Raw genomic sequence first — 19,362 nt, 5'->3', positions numbered from 1 at the left:
GGCGGCCGCGGCGCCGACCGGACTAGCCTGGTCGCCGTGGCAGACAACGGGATGGTTTCCGCGCAGCGCACCGAGGCGCCGCCCGACGATGTGCCAGTGACCGATGTGCCTGCGACCGACGGACCGGTGACCGACGGGCCGGCCGGCGACCTGCCAACGCGGGACGTGCCGGCGCACGACGCGGCGCCGATCCGGGGGCGACGCTCCCGGCTGGTCTGGGCCCCGCTCGTGGTCGTGCTGGCGGCCGCTCTGGTCGCCGCCGGATTCGGGCTGCGCGGGCTGACGAACGGCGCGCCGGGCAACGGCTCGGTGGACGCCGGCTTCCTGCGCGACATGTCCGAGCACCACGGCCAGGCCGTGCAGATGGGCATGCTGGAGTTCAGCCACGGCGCCGACCCGCAGTCGGTCGCGATGGGCCAGGACATCGCGCTCACCCAGCAGCGCGAGATCGGGGTGATGGGGTCCTGGCTGGCCGACTGGGGGCTCACCCAGTCGACCGTTGGCGCGCCGATGACCTGGATGGGTGGCACCGGCACGGCCGCCGACGACATGGCACACATGCCCGGGATGGCGGGTGGCGGCTCGCTGGGCACCCCGGTCGGGACTGACGGGGTCCGGATGCCGGGGATGGCCGGCGACTCGGAGCTGGCGCAGCTCGCGGCGTCCAGCGGCCGGGACTCCGATGTGCGGTTCCTCGCGCTCATGATCCACCACCACCGCGGCGGGGTGCTGATGGCGCAGTACGCCGCCCAGCACGCGGACCAGGACAAGGTGCGCGCTCTGGCGAAGGCGATGGTCGTCGTGCAGTCGGCCGAGATCCAGCAGATGGAGTTCGACCTGCAGCGCCTCGGCGCCCCGCAGGCATAACGCCGGCCAGGCACCGGCTCGGCCCCTGCCCCTGCGGGCACGACCAGCGGCGCGGCGTGCCGGGGCGGACCGCGCACACGTCAATAGATGATCATTCGTTGGGCATTAGATACGCTTCTGGTCGTTTCGACGGGTCACTCGCCCGGCGCTGGGACGAGGGGCGCCTTGCCCCACGCCACGGCCGGAGCCGGTCCTCCCGCTCGCAGACCGGTCCGCTCAGCACCGCCGGGCGCCGTGCACGTCCGCCCGGGACGCCTTGCTACCGGTGCCGCCGCTCGTGTGAGGTTTCTCAGATGTCCGCACTACCCGGCTCCGCCCCGGTGCCGTCGACCCCGGCCCGGCAGCCGCCCCGCGGCGGCTCACTGGCCACGCTGCCCCTGTTGCGTGACGCGCTCCCGGCGTTGCGCCGGGCGGTGCCGGGGCCTCGGGTCGCGGGCGTCGAGCTGGTAGCCGGACTCGTGACGGCGCTGGCCCTGATCCCCGAGACGATCTCGTTCTCGGTGGTCGCCGGCGTGGACCCGGCCGTCGGCCTGTTCACGTCGTTCATCATCTGCACCGTGATCGCCTTCACCGGCGGGCGCCCGGCGATGATCTCCGCGGCGGCCGGCTCGATGGCGCTCGTCGCGGCGCCGCTGGTCCGCCAGCACGGCTTCCAGTACCTGCTGGCGACGACGATCGCCGTCGGTGTGCTGATGTTCGTGCTCGGCCTGGTGGGTGTCGCGCGACTGATCCGGTTCGTGCCACGCACCGTCATGATCGGTTTCGTCAACGCGCTCGCGATCCTGATCTTCACCGCGCAGATGCCGCACGTGTTCGACCACGGCTGGCGGGTGTACCCGCTGGTCGCGGTTGGCCTGTTCGTGCTGGTCACGCTGCCACGGCTGACGAAGGCAGTGCCGGGACCGCTGGTCGCCGTGGCCCTGCTGACGCTCGCGACGACCACCTTTCACCTCAAGGTGCCCACCGTCGGCGACGAGGGCCAGCTGCCCACCGGCCTGCCGGTGCCCACCCTGCCGCACGTCCCGATGGACTGGGACACCGTGCGGATCATCCTTCCGTACGTGCTCGCGCTGACGGCCGTCGGCCTGCTCGAGACCCTGCTGACCGCCCAGATCATCGACAAGATGACCGACTCGACCCACAACCCGCACCGCGAGGCGTGGGGCCTTGGCATCGCCAACGTGGTCAGCGGCTTCTTCGGCGGCATGGGCGGCTGCGCGATGATCGGCCAGGCGATCCTCAACGTGTCCACCGGCGGCCGGCGCCGGCTGTCGACCTTCGCGGCGGGCGGCTTCCTGCTGCTGCTGGTCCTGCCGCTGCACTCCGTCGTCCGGCTCATCCCGATGTCGGCCCTGGCGGCTGTCATGGTCATCGTCGCGGCGATGACGTTCGACTGGGGCAGTGTGCGACCTGCGACGTTGCGTCGGGTTCCGATCACCGAGACGTTCGTGATGGTGGCGACCGTCGCGGTCGTGGTGCCGACCCATGACCTCGCCTACGGGGTGGTCGTCGGCGTCGTCTTGGAGGCGCTGCTGTTCACCCGCAAGGTCGCGCACCTGGCGAACGTGACGAGTGTGCTGGACCCGGACGGCAGCGAGCGGATCTACGCCGTCCAGGGGCCGCTGTTCTTCGCCTCCACGAACGACCTGGTGACGGCGTTCGACTTCGGTCACGATCCGGCCCGGGTGGTGATCGACCTCTCCGACGCGGACGTGCTCGACTCGGCGGCGGCCGCCGCGCTCGACGACGTGCTGCACCGCTACGAGGAGCGCGGCAGCATCGTCGAGCTGACCGGGGTCAACCGCGCCAGCGCCGCGATGCTGCGCTCCCTGCGCCCGAGCGACACCGGCACCTAGGCTCCCGCGGCAGTCCCTGATGCCGTCCGCCGCGAGCCGTCCGCGGCGGCGCGGCGGCGCGTGGGTTCGGTCACTGGGCGCGTCGCCCATCGCGGCACGGCCCAGATAGTGGAGGCCGTGCCCGCCGCCAGGCCGTACCGGCGACGCGCGGGCTTCCGGTGAGTTCTGGTGGCCTTCCGGCAACGTCGCCGCTCCTCGCGCCGCGCCCGGAAGCGGGATGGGGGTCCGTTGAGCGCGAGCACTGTCGACGCGGAGAGCGCGGGCACGGACAAGCTGGTGACGGACGAGCTGGTAGCCGCCATGGCCCAGCTCGCCGGAACAGCCACGAGAGGTTCGGACCTGCCGCTGCCGCGCCATTCCGAACCGGCGGCGGGGCTCCCCCGGTTCGGCACGCTGGCCGAGGTGCTCGCGGTACTCGACCTCGCCGGCGACGTCACGCCCCCGGTGCCGGTGCGCTCACTGCCGAACGCCTTCGGCGGCGTGCTGGGCGCCCAGCAGCTCGCGCAGCAGATCGTGCTCGCCGAACGGCTGGCGCCGGGCAAGACCGTCCAGACGCTGCACGCGGTCTTCCCGAACCCCAGCCGCTGGGACCGGCCGGTGGACGCCGACTTCGAATGGCTGCAAGCGGGCCGGACGTTCGCGAACCTGACCCTGACCTTCCGCCAGGACGGCCGCGCCATCAGCCGCAGCGACGTGCTGCTCGCCGCGGACGGGCCCGACTTCGTTCGGCACGCGCCGGACCGGCCCGAGGGGTGGACCGGGCCCGAGGCGGCCAGGCCGATCGACCACCCGATGATGCCGTGGGAGGTCCGCACCGGCCCGGGCCCGACGCCGTTCTCGGTCGACCACTGGCAGCGGATTCCGGCGGCGCCGGACGACCCGGCGGTGGCTCGGGCGCTCGCGGCGTACGCCAGCGAGCCACTGCTGGTTCCTCGCGTGGTGGCCGATCACGTGGCGCGTGGCGAGGTCAGGATCGCCCCGGGGGCGCGGCTGGCGGCCAACATCATCGCCGAGACCGTCACGTTCGTCGAGGAGCTGGACGCGCGGGAGTGGCACCTGGTGCGGGTGTCCTCCCCACATGCCGGCCGAGGCAGGGTGCTGGGGCGCGGCGAGGTCTTCCGGGCCGACGGTCGGCTGTGCGCCGTCTTCGAGTGCGTCGCGATGCTGCGCGTCCTGCCGCCGCGGCCGGACGCGGTCTAGCCGGCGCTCAGCCCGCCTCGGCGGCGAGAGTGGCGTCGGCGGCGGCCGACGGGGTGTCGAGCGACGCAGTGTCGACCGACGGGGTGACGACGACCCGCGGTGTGGCGGCGCGACGCGGCAGGGCGAGGGCGAGCAGCCCGGCTGCGACCATCAGGCCCGCGGCGACCGCGATGCCGCGGGCATAGCCGGAGGTCAGCGCGACGGGACCGGCCACACCGTGGGAACGCAGCGACGCCGTCCGGCTCGCGGCGACCGTTGTGAGCACGGCGAGCCCGATCGCGGCGCCCATCTGGCGGCCGGTGTTGACCAGGCCGGAGGCCAGCCCCGCCAGCCGCCCCGGGACGCCGGTCGTGGCGGCGCTGGTGGTCGCGACCATGTTGGTGCCGGCGCCCAGGCCGATCAGCAGCCCGGGGCCGAGCACCTGCGTCCAGTAGGAGCCGTCCGCCGAGATCTGGGTGAGCCAGCCGAAACCGGCGGTACCGACCAGGGAGCCGGCGAGGATCAGCGGCCGGGCGCCGACCCGGCCGACCAGCCGGGAGGCGATCTGCGAGCCGGTGATGATCATGACTGGGATCACGAGCAGGGCGGTTCCACCGGCCAGCGGGCTCATCCCCCGCACATCCTGGAGGAACAGCGTCAGGAAGTAGAACAGCGCGAACGTCGCCGCGCCGAGGAACAGCACCACGACGTTCGCGACCGCGAGCGCGCGCATCCGGAAGATCGACAGTGGCACCAGCGGGTTCGCGCCGCGCGCCTCGACCGCGACGAACGCCGCCAGCAGCACCGCCCCGCCGGCCAGGCAGCCGGCCGTCCCGGCCGATCCCCACGGGTGGTTCTCGGCATGCACGATCCCGAAGACCAGCACGCCCAGCCCGGCGGTGACGAGCAGGGTGCCCGGCACGTCCAGGTCGCGCAGCCGGCTGACCTGGCCGCGCGACTCGGCGAGCACGGTCCTCGCACCGACCAGCAGCAGCACGCCGATCGGGACGTTGACGAAGAGCACCCAGCGCCAGTTGGCCAGGTCGGTCAGCACGCCGCCGATGAAGGCGCCGCACGCACCGCCGCCCGCCGCCGTGGCGCCCCACAGGCCGATCGCCCTGGCCCGCTCCCGCGCCTCGGTGAACGACGTCGTCAGCAGGCTCAGCGTGGCCGGTGTCAGTACCGCGGCGCCCACTCCCTGCGCCGCGCGGGCGAGGATCAGCGTCGCCGGGCCCTGCGACAGGCCGCCGACCAGGCTCGCCCCCGTGAACAGCACCAGGCCCACGATCAGCACGAGGCGCCGGCCGAACAGGTCCCCGGCCCGGCCGCCGAACAGCAGGAGCCCGGCGAACGCGAGGGTGTAGGCGTTGGCCACCCACTGCAGGCCGCTCGGCGAGAGCCCGAGCTCGCTCTGCATCGACGGCATCGCGACGTTCACGATCGAGACGTCCAGCACGACCATGAACTGGGCCAGGCAACAGACGACGAGGACCGCCCACCCGGGCCCGCGGGCTCCGATCGGCCCCGGCGCCCCGTCCCCCGGTCCGGGGCCGGGTTCCGCCTGCGCCGCCGTGTCGGTCATCGCCATCCCGAGCCTCTCCTCGCCACCCACCACTCGCCGCCGACCACCGTCGCGACGCCAACCACACCGCCGCCGGCGCTCCCACCCCGCAAGCGACGGCGGCACGACCGCGGGCCCGGCGGGCACCCGCGCACGGCGGTCCGGGCCGCGCCCCGCGCGCCGACGGTCGGCTGACCTGCGGGTACGCCGGCCGTTCCCCACCGTACGGGGCGACACGGGCATACCGTGCGCCGACGGCGGGCGGCGGTCCGCGCCGTCCGGCTTTCGCCCGGCGTGGAATTCGTCGCCACGGGCTGGTTGCGCCAATGGGTTTACGGCCTCTATCATTTTGATGCGACGCGCCCACACCAAAGGCGCGCGACTATCGGTGGGAGGGCTTCAGTGAACCCTTGTGCGCACTCCAACGATGACGATCTCGTGGTCTCCGTCGAAATTCTCGACGATGTACGGGACCGCTACGACGCCGAGCGGGCGGACCCCGACGGCAGCGACGGCTGAGTTCGCGAGAATAGGCCAGCCACTAACCAGAGTTGACTAATTTGGATCGCGGGTCACAGGCACTGGACCACCTGCTCGTTCGCGAAATTGAGGGCGCGCTGGGTTGGCCAGACGGGACTCCGCTAGGCCGGGAGTTCGCGACCGGACGGTTCGCCGATCAGTCATTGGTCGAAAGAATTGTGACTCCGTCCAAAATATTGGACATAGTCACCCGTCGATTCGTGGAGCCGCCCCGGCTGCGCCTTTTCCAGGACAGCCGGGAGCTTCATCCTTCCGAATATCTGCGGGTTCAGGAAAACCGGCGGCGCCCCTCTGTCCGCACGCTGGACCCGACATCCGTGACAGCACTGCTGGACGCGGGCGTGACCCTCGTACTGGACGGGCTTGAGACGTTCGACCCGATCGTCGAGGTCGCCACCCGCGCGCTGCGCTGGTGGTCGGGTGAGCTCGTGCAGACGAACGCCTACCTGACGACCAGGTCGGCCGACGGCTTCCCACTGCACTGGGACGACCACGACGTCCTCATCGTCCAGCTGGCCGGCGAGAAGAACTGGGACGTCCGCGGCAGCACCCGGTCCGCGCCGATGTTCCGCGACGCCGTGCCGAACGAGGTGGCCAGCTCCGAGTCCGTCTGGCAGGGAGTGCTGCGCGCCGGCGAGGTACTGCACATCCCCCGCGGCTACTGGCACCAGGCGACCCGGGTCGAGCATGACGACCCGGTCAGCCTGCACCTCACCTTCGGCTTCACCCGGCGGACCGGGGTGGACTGGCTGACCTGGATCGCCGACCAGGCCCGGGAGCAGGAGCTCTTCCGCACGGACCTCACCAGGTCGTCCGCCGACCGGGAGGCCGAACGCGTGCGTCTGCAGGAGGCGGCGATCGAGCTGGTGCGCTCGCTGCCGCCGGAGGTGTTCCTGACCGCGCGGGAACGCACCCGGCCGCCGGCCCGGCACGCGCCGACGCTGCCCTCGGCGCACGAGCCCGAGGTCGTCGTCTGTGTCACCGAGTTCGCCCCCCACGTGGAGCGGTCCGAGGGCCAGCTGGTGGTCTTCGCGGGCGGTAGGAAGATCACCGTTCGCGACCGGGCCGCGGCCGCCATCGAGCTGCTACTCAGTGGCTGCCCCGTCGACCTGGCGGCCGCCGAGGCCCGGGTCGGTTTCGACGTCCGGCCGCTCGCGCGCGTCTTCGTCCGGGAGGGGATCTGTGTCGGGCTGACCCCCGAGCTGGCCGCCGGCTACGCCGGTCTCGTCACCGGCGGGACACCCTGGAAGCTGGGCTGAGCCGGCCGCCGCGACCGCTTGTCGATGCGGCGGCTCAGGCGGCCCTGGCCTCCTCGAGAACGTCGACCTCCCAGCCGTAGACGGGACGGCTGAGCGGGGCGGCACAGGTGTACTGGATCGGCCGCTCGCCGCGCTGCTCGCGCGAGATCGCCAGCCGCCACCTGCCTTCGTGCGCCTCGACCACCACCTCGGACCAGCCCCGGTCGCCGGGCACGCTGACGACGGTGGTCGTGGGCGGCGTCAGCGGATCGCGGTGCCCGAACAGCTCCCGGTACCAGATCTCGGCCACGGACTCGGCCTGGGTCGACCCGAGCCGACCGCGCACGTGGCCGAGCGGCAGGAGGCCGTGCTCGACCAGGTCATGGACCTGTTCGTCGTCCAGCTCGTCCAGCCGGCCGAGCAGGTACCCACCGGGCAGCAGGATCGCGGTCGCGGAGAACCGGTCCCCGCCGAGGTGGCTCACGCCGTAGACGGGGGCCTCAGGGGCGAGGGTCTTGACCCGGCGCAGGAAGCCACCGCCACGCAGGCCGCAGCAGGTGTCGTGCCGGCCGTGCACGCAGACGCCGAGAAACCACTCCCTGGGGCCGGCAGCCTGCCAGCCACCCCGCGACGCGCGGTAGATCCGCCGCCGGGTCGTGTCCCAGAAGAACGCCGGCTCGTTGGTCGGCTGGCCCGGGTACGGGCGGTAAAGCTGCGTTCTGGCGCCGGGTAGCTCGGGGAAGAGACCCGGGTCGGCCGGCGGGACCTGGTGCGGCCACGGCCCCGCGGCCGGGAGGAAGCAGTACGCCCCGACATCCGGCACGGTTCCCCTGATGTCCTCGGCGGCCGACCGGGACTGGGCACCGCAGCGCGTGGAGTGATGCGGGGCGACCTCGTTAGGCTGGGTCATCGGCTCGCCTGTTCGACGCCGGGCGCGCCCGAGCACCCGGTCGACGCGGTCGCGGTCCTGAAGACAGTCGCGGTCCTGAAGACATCTGTGGACACGGCGCCGAACGCATGCAAGCGTCGCGGCTCAGGGACAGCGGCCACTCCGACACCTCCGCACGAAGCACATCAGCAGGTACATCAAGTTAGGTTCACTTAACCCTATCGCGGATGGGCCGCAGGTGCCGCGTGACGCTGCTCCCCTCCCGTCGCCAGGCCGACACCGCCCGGCAGACCGGCGAAACCGGGCGGAGCGAAGAGCCGCACACGGGACCAGGCGCCCGTTTACTGGATGACGCCAGGTGCCCTGGGGTACCTGCCTCGCGAGCGCTGCGGACCTGCCCCTGCTTTCGGGGCCGCGAGGCCCAGCCGTCGGCGCGACCCGGCCAGCGGGCGACTCCGCCAGCCAGGACCGGGCACCCCACTCCGGCAGGAGGCGGACCATGGCCAAACCCGTGATTCGAGACCTGGCCCGACGAGGCCGTCGCGCCGGCTATGAGACCGCTGGACGTCGGTCCCGCGGCAGGCAGGTGGTCTGCGGGCTGGCGCTGTGTGGACTCGCCTGGATCGCCGGTCCCGGCGTCGCCATCGGCGCTCCGAGTCCGCCGGCCACCGGCCGTTCGCCGGCTGGCGGGTTGAACCTCGCCGTCGGGGCGGTCAAGGCGGCGGGCTACACACCTGCCGACACGTCCGGCTACGACCCCGGTCGAAGCCTCAGTGTGATTATCGGCATACTGACCGGCTCAGCCGACGGTCACCCGCAGCAGGCCTTCCTCTTCCACGACGGCCGCTACGTGGGCGTCGACGCAGGCATTGCGAGCGCGTCCACCTCCTGGGTGTGGTCGACCAACGACACCGTCGCGCTGCAGTACCAGCTCTACCGCCCCGACGACCCGATGTGCTGCCCCACCGGCGGCGCCACGACGGTGCGGTTCGAGTGGCTGGGCGGCCGAGTCGTCACGGCCGACCCCCTGCCGTCCGCCGACTGGAACGCACCCCTGAGCAGGCGGTGAGTCGCAGCCATTCCCGCGTGACCCCTGCGCGGTGATCGCCGTTTTCGCCCTCGGGTGGTCGTGAATCGGGCCCGACCGCGACCATTTGAGGGCCGAACTCGCGATCATGATCAAGACCCGGAGCGGGCAGACCTCGTCGGGAACGCCACCAGGCACGCAAAATCCGGTCTGCGACCCACGTCCGACCTGCGGCTGCGGCGACCGCGCAGCGGCGATGGACTCGTGGTGGTCGAGCCTGCCCGCAGTCCGCCGGGACCTCGCTGGGGCGCATCACCGCTTTGATGATCCGCTCGTCCTCTTCCGTGGGTCTGAAGACGACACCTGTTGCCACAATTCGAACGCACCCATCCGTTCTCCGACGGAAATGGCCGCACCGGCCGCGCGATCATCGCCTACCAGACCATTCGCCGATTCGGGTTCCCGGCGATCATTCAGGTCGCCCAGCGACCCGCGTACCTCGCCATGCTCGACGCCCAGGACACGCCCGCCCTGACCCGGTTGCTCGCGATCTCACTTGCCGACGAGGCAGGCCGGCGCGCGGCCATGTAACCGCTCTCTTGATCGATCTCAGGATTCTGCCTCGGGCATGGAGAAACGCTCTTCCGTCGGGCCGATCCGCGACGACAATGATCGAATGGATCAGCGCGGACCAGGGCTCGCCTCGGTCCTGGCGATCGGGGCGTTGGTCGCGGTCCTTGGCGCGGGGTGCGACTCGGCCACCTCGTGATCCGGGTCTCCACCTACACCGGCCACGACACCGCCGCGACCATCGGGCAAAGCCTCGGCCGCCTCGCCGCCGCCCATCTGGGCTGACCACTAGCAAGCATCGCCCCCTCCGCCGAGCGCCGAGGCTCCGGCCAGGTCCTCCGACCATGATCGGGGGGATTTGGGGTAGCCAGGGCGACCCAAAATCCACCCGAAAACGCACGGCGGGGTCAGCCGGCCCTCGGCCCAGCCGCGGTGACTGCGATGTGGCCGCGCCGGACCAGGGGTGGATCTTCGCGTTCCACGGAACGCGCGCCGCGACCGGGCCGGGGCCGGGCCGGGGCGCCGTCAGCGGGCTTGCGTGGAGAGTTCCGGGCCCAGCTGCGGTGCGGGCGTCGGCAGTGGGATGCCTGGTACGGGTGCCGGGTCCAGGATCTCCCGGGCGGCGAGGGCGCGGGTCAGGTCGGCGGCAAGCGTTCCGCGTGGCGCCACCTCGACCGGACCTAGGCCGAGCCATCGGGACATGCCGGTCAGCTCGGTGGCCAACGCCGCGGCGACGACGCCGGGTCCGGGAAGGGCCTTGGCGGCCGCCCTGGTCAGGGCGTCCGGCTGGTGCTCCGCCGGTTCCAGCCAGGCGGCCTGCGCTCGCAGGACGCCGGCGGCCCGGTCCGCCTTGAGGTCGACCCGGGCCACCAGCCGGTCGCCGAGCAGGAACGGCAGCACGTAGTAGCCGTAGCGCCGGTCCTGCGCGGGTGTGTAGACCTCGAGCTTGACCTCCATGCCGAACAGCCGGCGGGTCCGGGCACGTTCCCAGATCAGCGAGTCGAACGGCGAGAGCAGGGCGGCCGCGTCCACGCGGCGTGGGATGGTCAGCCCCGGCCGCAGGTACGCGGGTGCCGGCCAGCCGTCGACCGTCACCGTGACCAGGTCGCCGGCCTCGACCAGCTCGGCCAGCCGAGGCCGCACGACGGCGGCCGACAGCCGGAAGTAGTCACGCAGGTCGGCGGCGAGCGCGACGCCGAGCCGGTCGGCGGCGTGCAGCAGCAGGGCCCGGTGCGCGTCCGCCGGATCCGGGGTGGGCGTGGCCCGCACGACGGCCGGCAGGACTCGGTCGGGCAGGTCGTAGGTCCGTTCGAACGTCGTGCGCCGGCCGGCGGCGCACACCTGGCCGGTCCAGAACAGGAACTCCAGGGCCCGTTTCCCGTCGGCCCAGCCCCACCATGACCCCCGGCCGGTCCCGGGCTCGGACAGCTGGGAGGCGGTCACCGGACCGCCGGCCTCGACCTCGGCGAGCACCTTGGCCACGTAGTCCGACCGCTCCCGGCCGAAGTGGGCGAGCCCCTTCCACATCCCGTCGCCGGCGAGCGCGCCCGCGGCCCGCCAGCGCAGCAGCGGCTCCCAGCCGATCGGCACGAACGACGCCTCGTGCGCCCAGTACTCGTAGGCGTGCCGATGGCGGTGGACGTAGTCGTCGAGGGCCGGCCGCGAATAGCCGCCGAGCCGCGACCAGCCCGGCAGGTAGTGCGACCGACTCAGGACGTTGACCGAATCGATCTGCAGGACGCCCACCCGGTCGAACAGCCACCGCAACTGCCGGCGGTCGATCGGCTTCTCCGCCGCCGGCCTGGCCCGCGCGAATCCCTGCGTCGCCAGCGCCAGCCGCCGCGCCTGTCCCGCCGTCAGCCGCTCGACCGTCATGGCCGCAGACTACGGCGAGGCTAGGACAGTTCCGCCCGCCGCGCGTCCGGGTACGGATCACCGGCCGGGACGTCCGGAGCCGGCGCCGGGCGCGGGACGGGCGGCGCGGACGTGCCAGCGTCAGGCGCTTCGGCAGGAGCCGACGTGCGGGCCTCGGCCTGATCGGCCGGGATCGACTTGCTGGCCGCGGGCCGTTCGGCCGGGACAGACCCGGTCGGGGCGGGCCGCTCGGCCGGAGTCGGTTGAACGGCCGGCGCCGGACGCGGTGAAAAGACCGCCTGGAGGGTGGCGACCGCGTCCGCCAGCTCGTCGAGCGCGGCGGCGACCAGGTCCTGGGCCGGCGATCCGGCGGGACGGCTGCCGGGGGCGCCCTGGCGGGGAACCTCGGCCGCCGGCTCCGGGCGGCCGGCGATCGCGCGGCGGACGCCACCGAGCTGACGGGCCAGCCCGCCGGCTCGGCGCCGGTTGGCGCCGTCGGCCAGTGCTTCGGGTGCCTCGTCAAGCGCCCTGACCAGGGTGTCGACGGGCTCCCGGCACCGCCTTACCGCGGCGACCGCGTCGACCAGGTGCGGTCCCGGACGGCGCAGCGCCTGCCAGACCAGCCGGCGCACGGTGAGCGTCTCGGCGATCAGGCCCAGCTCGTCGACCGCGGTGAGGAACGCGTCCCGCCGTTCGGCCAGCGTCGCGGCCTCGGCCCGGGCGACCGCGAGCAGCGCGTCGGTCAGGGCCGCGGCCGCCTTGGCGACTCGGGACCGAGTGACGTCCCTGGTCCGGATGGGCAGCACCAACCAGCTCGCCACAACCGCCAGCACCGAGCCCACGGCGATGGCTTCCAGCCGCTCGTCCAGCACGTGCGTGCTGGTCAGGCCGAAGTAGCCGTACAGCAGCGCGAGCATCGAGGTGACGCCCGCCGCCCAGAACGCGTAGTGCAGGTTGCGCAGCACGAGCGCCACGGCGAGCACCACGAAGATCGCGACAACCGTCCAGGGGCTGTGGGCGGGGGCCGTGCTGACGGCGACCGTCGCGGCCACCGTTCCGACCGCGCCGCCGGCGAGCCGGGAGAGGCTCTTCACCGCCACGTCACCGCGCCCACGGTTGCCCGCGGCCACGATGTACGCGGTGACCACCAGCCAGGGCCAGTGGTACGGAAACGCCCACCGCCCGACGGCGAACGCGGCGCCCAGCCCGACCGCCATCTGCGCGGCCATCTTCGTGCTGGCCGGCAGCTTCTTCGGCACCAGGTTCTTGGGCACCAGGCGCCGAAGGCCCGTCGATCCGGCCTGAGGGGTCGCTGCCGGCGCCTGCGTCGGCGGAACCGGTGGTGCGGCGCCGCCGGTGCCCACGCCCGACGGTAGCAGCCCAGCCCAGTCGGCCAGCTCGTGCAGCGTGATCGCCCAGAAGGACGCGATCACGGCCATCAGCACCGACCACCAGCGGGAAACCTCGCCGGGACCCGCGGCGGCGGGGACGATCAGCAGCGCGATGAACGGCAGCGTCGCGAGGGTGCCGGCGCGCGCCGCTGTCGGGCCGAACCGCCGGACCCAGATCGCGCCGCTGAGACCCAGGACAAACAGCGTGTCGCCGAGGTTCGGGTGCCGCAGCATCAGCGTCCCGACCTCGCTCGCCGCCACCGCCACGGCCGGCAGCAGCAGAAGCCGCCCGAGCACGGGTAGCAGCCGGTGCCCGGCGGGCGTTGCCTTCGTCGACCGGCGGCGCTCAACGCGAGAGACGGTGATGGTGAGGACGACGGCCTGGATGACGACGCCGACGGACAGCCCGGCGGCGTGCTCCACGCCCAGCGCGCTGCCGAAACTCGCGAGCACCGCGGCCATGACGACGGCCGTCGTGACGGCACTGGAGCGCAGGGCGGCCGCCAGCGCGGTCACCCGGGACCTGGGGATGACGAACCCGGACACGCGAACCAGCATCGCATCGCCCTCCGACAATCCGAGCCCGCCGCCGGAACGTCGCACGCCATGATCAAGGCGAAGGTCCAGCCGTCACCGCCGCACTCAATGTGTCGCGCAAGGCGGTGGTCATACGAAGCCAGGCATCAGTCAGTGACAGAAAGTCAGACGAAGCGCCGCCTGAGACGCGAGTCACGGCTGCCTGGCCCGCCCGCGGACACAGATCGCCCCTCAACTGCGTACCGTCAGTAAGCGACGAGGTGCATCGGCACGACCGGCATCGTCGCCAGCAGGGTCGCGACACCGTCCCGGACGTCAAGACGCCGGGAGCAGCGGACCCGCATCCGATGGCTGCCTCGCGACCAGCGCTTCTCCGCGTAGGAGGGCGACCGGTCCGGCCCGGGACAGGAGTCCCTCGCCCTGGCGGTCTCGACCAGACCTCACCCTGACATCCGCCCGTCCGCGCCGCCGCGCGCGCTTGCGGATGCCGACCGCCGCGATAGCCGTCTGGCCGACGGTTCGACGAGGTCATTCACGAAGGGGGACGTGATGTCGCGCGTCGCAATCACCGGTGGAGCAGGGTTCCTGGGCAGTCACCTGTGCGAACGGCTGCTGGCCGACGGCGCAGAGGTGATCTGCGTCGACAACTTCGTCACCGGCCGGCCGGAGAACGTCGAGCACCTGCTCACCAACCGACGGTTCCGGCTCATCGACCGGGATGTCACCGAGTTCCTGCACGTGCCCGGTCCGCTGGACGCCGTGCTGCACTTCGCGTCTCCCGCGTCCCCGGTCGACTACTACCGGCTGCCGATCGAGACGTTGATGGTCGGTTCCGCCGGCACCCGGAACGCCCTCGGCCTGGCGCAGGCGAAGGGCGCCCGGTTCCTGCTCGCCTCCACGTCCGAGGCCTACGGCGACCCGAAGGTCCACCCGCAGCCCGAGTCCTACTGGGGCAACGTCAACCCGGTCGGCCCGCGCAGCATGTACGACGAGGCGAAGCGGTTCGCCGAGGCGCTGACCATGGCCTACCGCAGGGCCAGGGGCGTGGACACCGGCATCGTCCGGATCTTCAACACCTACGGCCCCCGGATGCGCGCCGACGACGGCCGGGCCATCCCGACGTTCATCTCACAGGCGCTGCGCGGCGAGGGGATCACCGTGGCCGGCGACGGCTCACAGACCCGGTCCTGCTGCTACGTCGACGACCTGGTCGAGGGCATCCTGCGGCTGCTGTGGTCCGACCTGCCCGGCCCGGTCAACATCGGCAACCCGCACGAGCTGTCGATCCTCGACACCGCGCGACTGGTCCGCGACCTGTGCGGCTCTCCCGCGCCGATCACGTTCATCCCGCGCCCGGTCGACGACCCGACGGTCCGTCAGCCGGACATCACGATCGCCCGCGGGAAACTCGGCTGGGAGCCGAAGGTCGCCGTCGGCGACGGCCTCGCGCGGACCATCGAGTGGTTCGAGCGCGAGCTCGTCGGGGCGAGCCACGCGCGAGCCGCCTGATGCGGCACCGGGCCGGTCCGTTGGGTCAGCTCGGGGGCGGGCGCGACCAGCAGAACGAGGCGACGTTCGTGCCGATGTTCGGCCGGACCGACCGGGCCGTGCGGGGGCTGTTCGTGCTCGCCTGGCTGGCCGCGCTGGGGCTGTTCTGGGGCTGGTGGTTCGACCCGGCGCACCTGGTCACGGTGCCGGGCTTCGTCCTGAACACGGCGCTGCTCGGCTACCTGTGCTACCTGCCCGTCTACTTCGTGCTGACGTCGCTGCGGCTACGCCGGGTCAACCCGAAGCTGGCGCTGCGGGGCCAGCGGGTCGCGTTCGTGGTGACGAAGGCGCCCTCGGAGCCCTGGGAGGTCGTCCGCACGACGCTCGCCGGCATGCTCGCGCAGGACTATCCGCATCCGTACGACGTGTGGCTCTGCGACGAGGACCCGGACGCCGCGACCTACGACTGGTGCGGCCACCACGGCGTCCGGGTCTCCACCCGGCGCGGGGCCGCCGACTACCACCGCGCCACCTGGCCCCGCCGGACGAAGTGCAAGGAAGGCAACCTCGCCTTCTTCTACGACCACTGGGGCTACGACCGCTACGACGTGGTCGCCCAGCTCGACGCCGACCACGTCCCGGCGCCGGACTACCTGGCCCACATGGTCCGCCCGTTCGCCGACCCGAAGATCGGCTATGTGGCCGCACCCAGCGTGTGCGACGCGAACGCCGCCGACTCGTGGGCGGCCCGCGGCCGGCTCTTCCGGGAGGCCAACCTGCACGGCCCGGTCCAGGTCGGGTCGAACGGCTGGCTCGCGCCGGTCTGCTTCGGCTCGCACTACGCGGTGCGGACCGGGGCGCTGCGCGAGATCGGCGGCATCGGCCCGGAGCTGGCCGAGGACTTCTCGACCAGCTACCTGCTGAACGCGGCCGGCTGGGAGGGTGCCTTCGCGCTCGACGCCGAGGCGCACGGGGACGGCCCGGCGACGTTCGCCGCAGCGCTCACCCAGGAGTTCCAGTGGTCGCGCAGCCTGATGGTGCTGTTCCTGGACACCTTCTGGCGGCACGCCCGCCAGCTGCCAAGGCTCCTGCGGGCCAGGTTCCTGTTCTCGCTGAGCTACTACCCGCTGCTGGCGGTGACGACTGCCGCGGGCCTCTTCCTGGCGCCGGTCGCCTGCCTGACCGGGCTGCGGTGGGTGAACGTCAGCTACCTGCACTTCCTGGCGCTGTGGCTGCTCGCGTCGGCGGTGATGCTCGGGCTGAACGGCTACCTGCGCCGCCGGCGGCTGTTCCGGCCGGCGCGGGCGAAGCTCACCGGCTGGGAGAGCTGGCTGTTCGCGATGGTGCGCTGGCCGTACGTCGGCTGGGGCTGCGTCGCCGGGCTGCTGCAGAAGGTGCGGCCCAAGGCCGTGACCTTCAAGGTGACGCCCAAGGGTGACCGTGGCGTCGAGAAGCTGCCGACCAGGCTGCTCGCTCCGTACATCGCGGTCTGTCTGGTCGCCTTCGGCGCGGCGCTGTACGGCTCGCGGGTGCATCACGCGCTCGGCTACGTAGTGCTCAGCCTGCTCGGTGGCCTCGCCTACCTGGCGGTGATCGGCGCGGTGGCCGCGATGCACGCGGTGGAGACCCGTCGGGCCACCGGTGCCGGCGCCGGCGCGCTGACCGGGACGATCGCGGTCCCGCTGCTGGTCGTCGCCGTTCTGGCCGCACTGTGCGCCGCCGCGGCGACGAGCACGTGGCTGGCCTTCGACGCCACCCAGACGAACCCACTCGACCTGCTGGAAGGGGTTTCCCGATGAGCACGGTCCTAGTGACAGGAGCCGCCGGCTTCATCGGCTCGCACACGACGGTCGACCTGGTGGCCGCGGGCTACGACGTCCTGGGCGTCGACAACTTCGCGAACAGCTCGCCCGGCGCCATCGAGCGGATTCACAAGCTGGCCGAGGGCACCGGATCGTTCGAGTTCGTCGAGCTGGACCTGCGGGACCGGGCCGGCCTCACCGAGCTGCTGGGCCGCCGGCCGGTCGACGCGGTGATCCACTTCGCCGCGAAGAAGGCCGTCGGCGAGTCGGTCGAGTTCCCGTTCGACTACTACGACACCAACGTCGGCGCGACGCTCAGCCTGGTCGCCGCGATGCTCGACCGGGGCGTCAACCGGCTGGTCTTCTCGTCCAGCTGCTCGATCTACGGGGACGCCACGACCGTGCCGATCCGCGAGGACGCGCCGGCCCGGCCGACCAACCCGTACGCGCGCACCAAGTGGATGTGCGAGCAGATCCTCGCCGACGTCTGCCGGCGCCACTCGGACTGGCACGCGACGTCGCTGCGGTACTTCAACCCAGCCGGCGCCCACGCGTCGGGCCTGCTGGGCGAGGACCCGCGCGGCATCCCGAACAACGTGCTGCCGTACATCGCCCAGGTCGCGGTCGGCCGCCGGTCCGAGCTGTCGATCTTCGGGGACGACTACCCGACGCCCGACGGCACCGGGATCCGCGACTACCTGCACGTCGTGGACCTGGCCGAGGGCCACCGGCTGGCGCTCGCCGCGCTGGACGACGCCGTGGGCCACCGGGTGATCAACCTGGGTACCGGCCGGGGTACGTCGGTGCGCGCGCTGCTCGACGCCTTCTCGACCGCCTGCGGGCGCGCGCTGCCGAGCCGAGTGGTCGCCCGCCGGGCCGGCGACGTGGCCGAGCTGGTGGCCGACCCGGCGCTCGCGGCCGGGCTGCTCGGCTGGACCGCCTCGCGCGACGTCGCCGCCATGTGCCGCGACGCCTGGGAGTTCCAGCGCCTCAACCCGAACGGCTACGAACCTGGGCCGTTCGACGACGACCGCACCAGCCAGCACGCCACCAACGGAATCGGGGGATCCAGGTGAGCACGAGCACCAGGCAGTTCGGGTCGGGCAGCAACGCGACGGCCGGACGGCCGCGGCTGACCGTCATCGGCACCGGCTATCTCGGGGCGACCCACGCCGTCTGCATGGCGCAGCTAGGCTTCGACGTGCTCGCTGTCGACGTCGACACCACGAAGATCGAACGGCTCGCGGCCGGCGAGGTCCCGTTCTTCGAGCCCGGGCTCGACGAGCTGCTCCAGGCCAACCTCGCCGCCGGCCGGCTGCGGTTCACCTCGTCGTTCGAGGAGGTGGCGCGCTTCGGTGACGTGCATTTCCTGTGCGTGGGCACCCCGCAGCTGCCCGGCCGGCAGAACGCCGACCTCTCGTACCTGCACGCGGCCGTGACCGCGCTCGCGCCGCATCTGCGCCGTGGCTCGCTGGTGGTCGGCAAGTCCACGGTCCCTGTCGGCACCGCGGCGGCGCTGGCCGACCGGCTGGCCGTCGAGGCGCCGGGCGTGGAGCTGGCCTGGAACCCGGAGTTCCTGCGCGAGGGCTTCGCCGTCGAGGACACGCTGCGGCCCGACCGGCTTGTCTTCGGCGTCGCGTCCGCCCCGGCAGAGGCGATCCTGCGGTCCGTCTACGCCCCGATCACCGACCAGTACGACACCCCGGTGATCGTGGCCGACTTCGCCACCGCGGAACTGGTCAAGGTCGCCGCGAACTCCTTCCTCGCCACCAAGATCTCCTACATCAACGCGATGGCCGAGGTCTGCGAGGCCGTCGACGCCGACGTGACGACGCTGGCCCGGGCGCTCTCGCTCGACGAGCGGATCGGCGGGAAGTTCCTGCGGCCCGGGGTCGGCTTCGGCGGCGGCTGCCTGCCCAAGGACATCAGGGCGTTCCGGGCCAGGGCCGACGAGCTGGGCATCGGGCACAGCCTGACGTTCCTGTCCGAGGTGGACGAGATCAACCTGCGCCGCCGGGACCGGATCGTCCAGCTCGCACGGACCGCCGTCGGCGGCTCGCTGGCCGGGCAGCCGGTCGCGGTGCTCGGGGCGTCGTTCAAGCCGAACTCCGACGACGTCCGTGACTCGCCGGCGCTCGCGGTCGCCGCGCTGCTCGACGCCGCCGGCGCGACCGTCACGGTCTACGACCCGATGGCGCTCGACAACGCCCGCCGGGCCCGCCCGGAGCTGACCTACGCGACGTCGGCCGCCGAGGCGGTCAGCGGGGCGAAGGCGACGGTCCTGCTCACCGAGTGGGCCGAGTTCGGCGAGCTCGACCCGGCGGAGCTCGCGACGCTCGCCGCCGCTCACACGATCATCGACGCCCGGCACACGCTCGACTCGGCCCGATGGCGCGCGGCCGGCTGGACGTACGTATCCCCCGGCCGCCCGGCGATGACCCCCGCCGTCCCGGCCCAGCCCGATGTCGAGCCGCTCCAGCGCCAGGTCCAGGAGGCCTTCGCCGCCCGCGCGGCCTGATCCACCGAATCCGCACCCCCGGGTCGTCACGCCCGTCAGCCGGCC

General features: G+C 72.7%; 14 protein-coding genes. 10 read left to right on the top strand and 4 right to left on the bottom strand.

Annotation, left to right across the window (positions count from 1 at the left end):
• Positions 1-51: 51 nt before the first annotated feature.
• The 3 genes from I6A60_RS04465 (at position 52) to I6A60_RS04455 (ending at position 3,923) form a co-directional block, all read left to right on the top strand.
• The gene (locus I6A60_RS04465; protein ID WP_203020094.1) at positions 52-867 is read left to right on the top strand and encodes a DUF305 domain-containing protein; all 816 of its coding nucleotides are present in this window, start codon (positions 52-54) and stop codon (positions 865-867) included.
• Between the two features lie 293 nt (positions 868-1,160).
• Entirely contained in the window at positions 1,161-2,723 is a 1,563-nt protein-coding gene (locus I6A60_RS04460; RefSeq protein ID WP_203020078.1) for a SulP family inorganic anion transporter, read from the top strand.
• Positions 2,724-2,951: 228 nt separating this feature from the next.
• Entirely contained in the window at positions 2,952-3,923 is a 972-nt protein-coding gene (locus I6A60_RS04455; RefSeq protein WP_203020080.1) for an acyl-CoA thioesterase domain-containing protein, read from the top strand.
• 7 nt (positions 3,924-3,930) lie between these two features.
• Here I6A60_RS04455 and I6A60_RS04450 read toward each other — a convergent pair whose 3' ends face one another.
• On the bottom strand, positions 3,931-5,490 hold the full coding sequence (locus tag I6A60_RS04450; RefSeq protein ID WP_238434758.1) for an MFS transporter: 1,560 nt from the start codon (positions 5,488-5,490) through the stop codon (positions 3,931-3,933).
• Positions 5,491-6,320: 830 nt separating this feature from the next.
• Here I6A60_RS04450 and I6A60_RS04445 point away from each other — a divergent pair.
• Positions 6,321-7,262, top strand: coding sequence for a JmjC domain-containing protein (locus I6A60_RS04445; protein WP_307873525.1), 942 nt, complete (start codon positions 6,321-6,323; stop codon positions 7,260-7,262).
• Positions 7,263-7,296: 34 nt separating this feature from the next.
• On the opposite strand, the gene I6A60_RS04440 is transcribed toward I6A60_RS04445, so the two are convergent.
• Positions 7,297-8,151 (bottom strand): sucrase ferredoxin, encoded by an 855-nt coding sequence (locus I6A60_RS04440; protein WP_203020082.1) that lies wholly within the window; start codon positions 8,149-8,151, stop codon positions 7,297-7,299.
• A gap of 478 nt (positions 8,152-8,629) precedes the next feature.
• On the opposite strand from I6A60_RS04440, the gene I6A60_RS04435 reads away from it, so the two are divergent.
• A complete protein-coding gene (locus I6A60_RS04435; protein ID WP_203020084.1) occupies positions 8,630-9,199 on the top strand; it encodes an LppP/LprE family lipoprotein in 570 nt (189 codons plus the stop codon).
• Positions 9,200-9,523: 324 nt separating this feature from the next.
• Positions 9,524-9,748 (top strand): Fic family protein, encoded by a 225-nt coding sequence (locus tag I6A60_RS04430; RefSeq protein WP_203020086.1) that lies wholly within the window; start codon positions 9,524-9,526, stop codon positions 9,746-9,748.
• Positions 9,749-10,252: 504 nt separating this feature from the next.
• On the opposite strand, the gene I6A60_RS04425 is transcribed toward I6A60_RS04430, so the two are convergent.
• Complete coding sequence (locus I6A60_RS04425) at positions 10,253-11,602, bottom strand: winged helix-turn-helix domain-containing protein (protein WP_203020088.1); 1,350 nt, start codon at positions 11,600-11,602, stop codon at positions 10,253-10,255.
• A gap of 20 nt (positions 11,603-11,622) precedes the next feature.
• On the bottom strand, positions 11,623-13,518 hold the full coding sequence (locus tag I6A60_RS43345; RefSeq protein WP_203042332.1) for an FUSC family protein: 1,896 nt from the start codon (positions 13,516-13,518) through the stop codon (positions 11,623-11,625).
• Positions 13,519-14,058: 540 nt separating this feature from the next.
• On the opposite strand from I6A60_RS43345, the gene I6A60_RS04415 reads away from it, so the two are divergent.
• Genes I6A60_RS04415 through I6A60_RS04400 form a run of 4 tightly spaced genes read left to right on the top strand, consistent with a single transcriptional unit; the run spans position 14,059 to position 19,317 of the window.
• Complete coding sequence (locus I6A60_RS04415) at positions 14,059-15,018, top strand: UDP-glucuronic acid decarboxylase family protein (protein ID WP_203024530.1); 960 nt, start codon at positions 14,059-14,061, stop codon at positions 15,016-15,018.
• Positions 15,018-16,796, top strand: coding sequence for a glycosyltransferase family 2 protein (locus I6A60_RS04410; protein ID WP_203024529.1), 1,779 nt, complete (start codon positions 15,018-15,020; stop codon positions 16,794-16,796). The genes I6A60_RS04415 and I6A60_RS04410 overlap by 1 nt, the downstream gene beginning before the upstream one ends.
• Positions 16,793-17,875: a UDP-glucose 4-epimerase GalE gene (galE, locus tag I6A60_RS04405; protein ID WP_203024528.1), complete on the top strand. Its 1,083-nt coding sequence runs from the start codon at positions 16,793-16,795 to the stop codon at positions 17,873-17,875. Before I6A60_RS04410 ends, galE begins: the two co-directional genes overlap by 4 nt.
• On the top strand, positions 17,872-19,317 hold the full coding sequence (locus tag I6A60_RS04400; protein ID WP_203024527.1) for a UDP-glucose/GDP-mannose dehydrogenase family protein: 1,446 nt from the start codon (positions 17,872-17,874) through the stop codon (positions 19,315-19,317). Before galE ends, I6A60_RS04400 begins: the two co-directional genes overlap by 4 nt.
• Positions 19,318-19,362: the final 45 nt, after the last annotated feature.

This window comes from Frankia sp. AgB1.9 (assembly GCF_016786355.1).
Lineage (GTDB): Bacteria > Actinomycetota > Actinomycetes > Frankiales > Frankiaceae > Pseudofrankia.
This window is presented reverse-complemented; position numbering and strand designations above follow the sequence as displayed.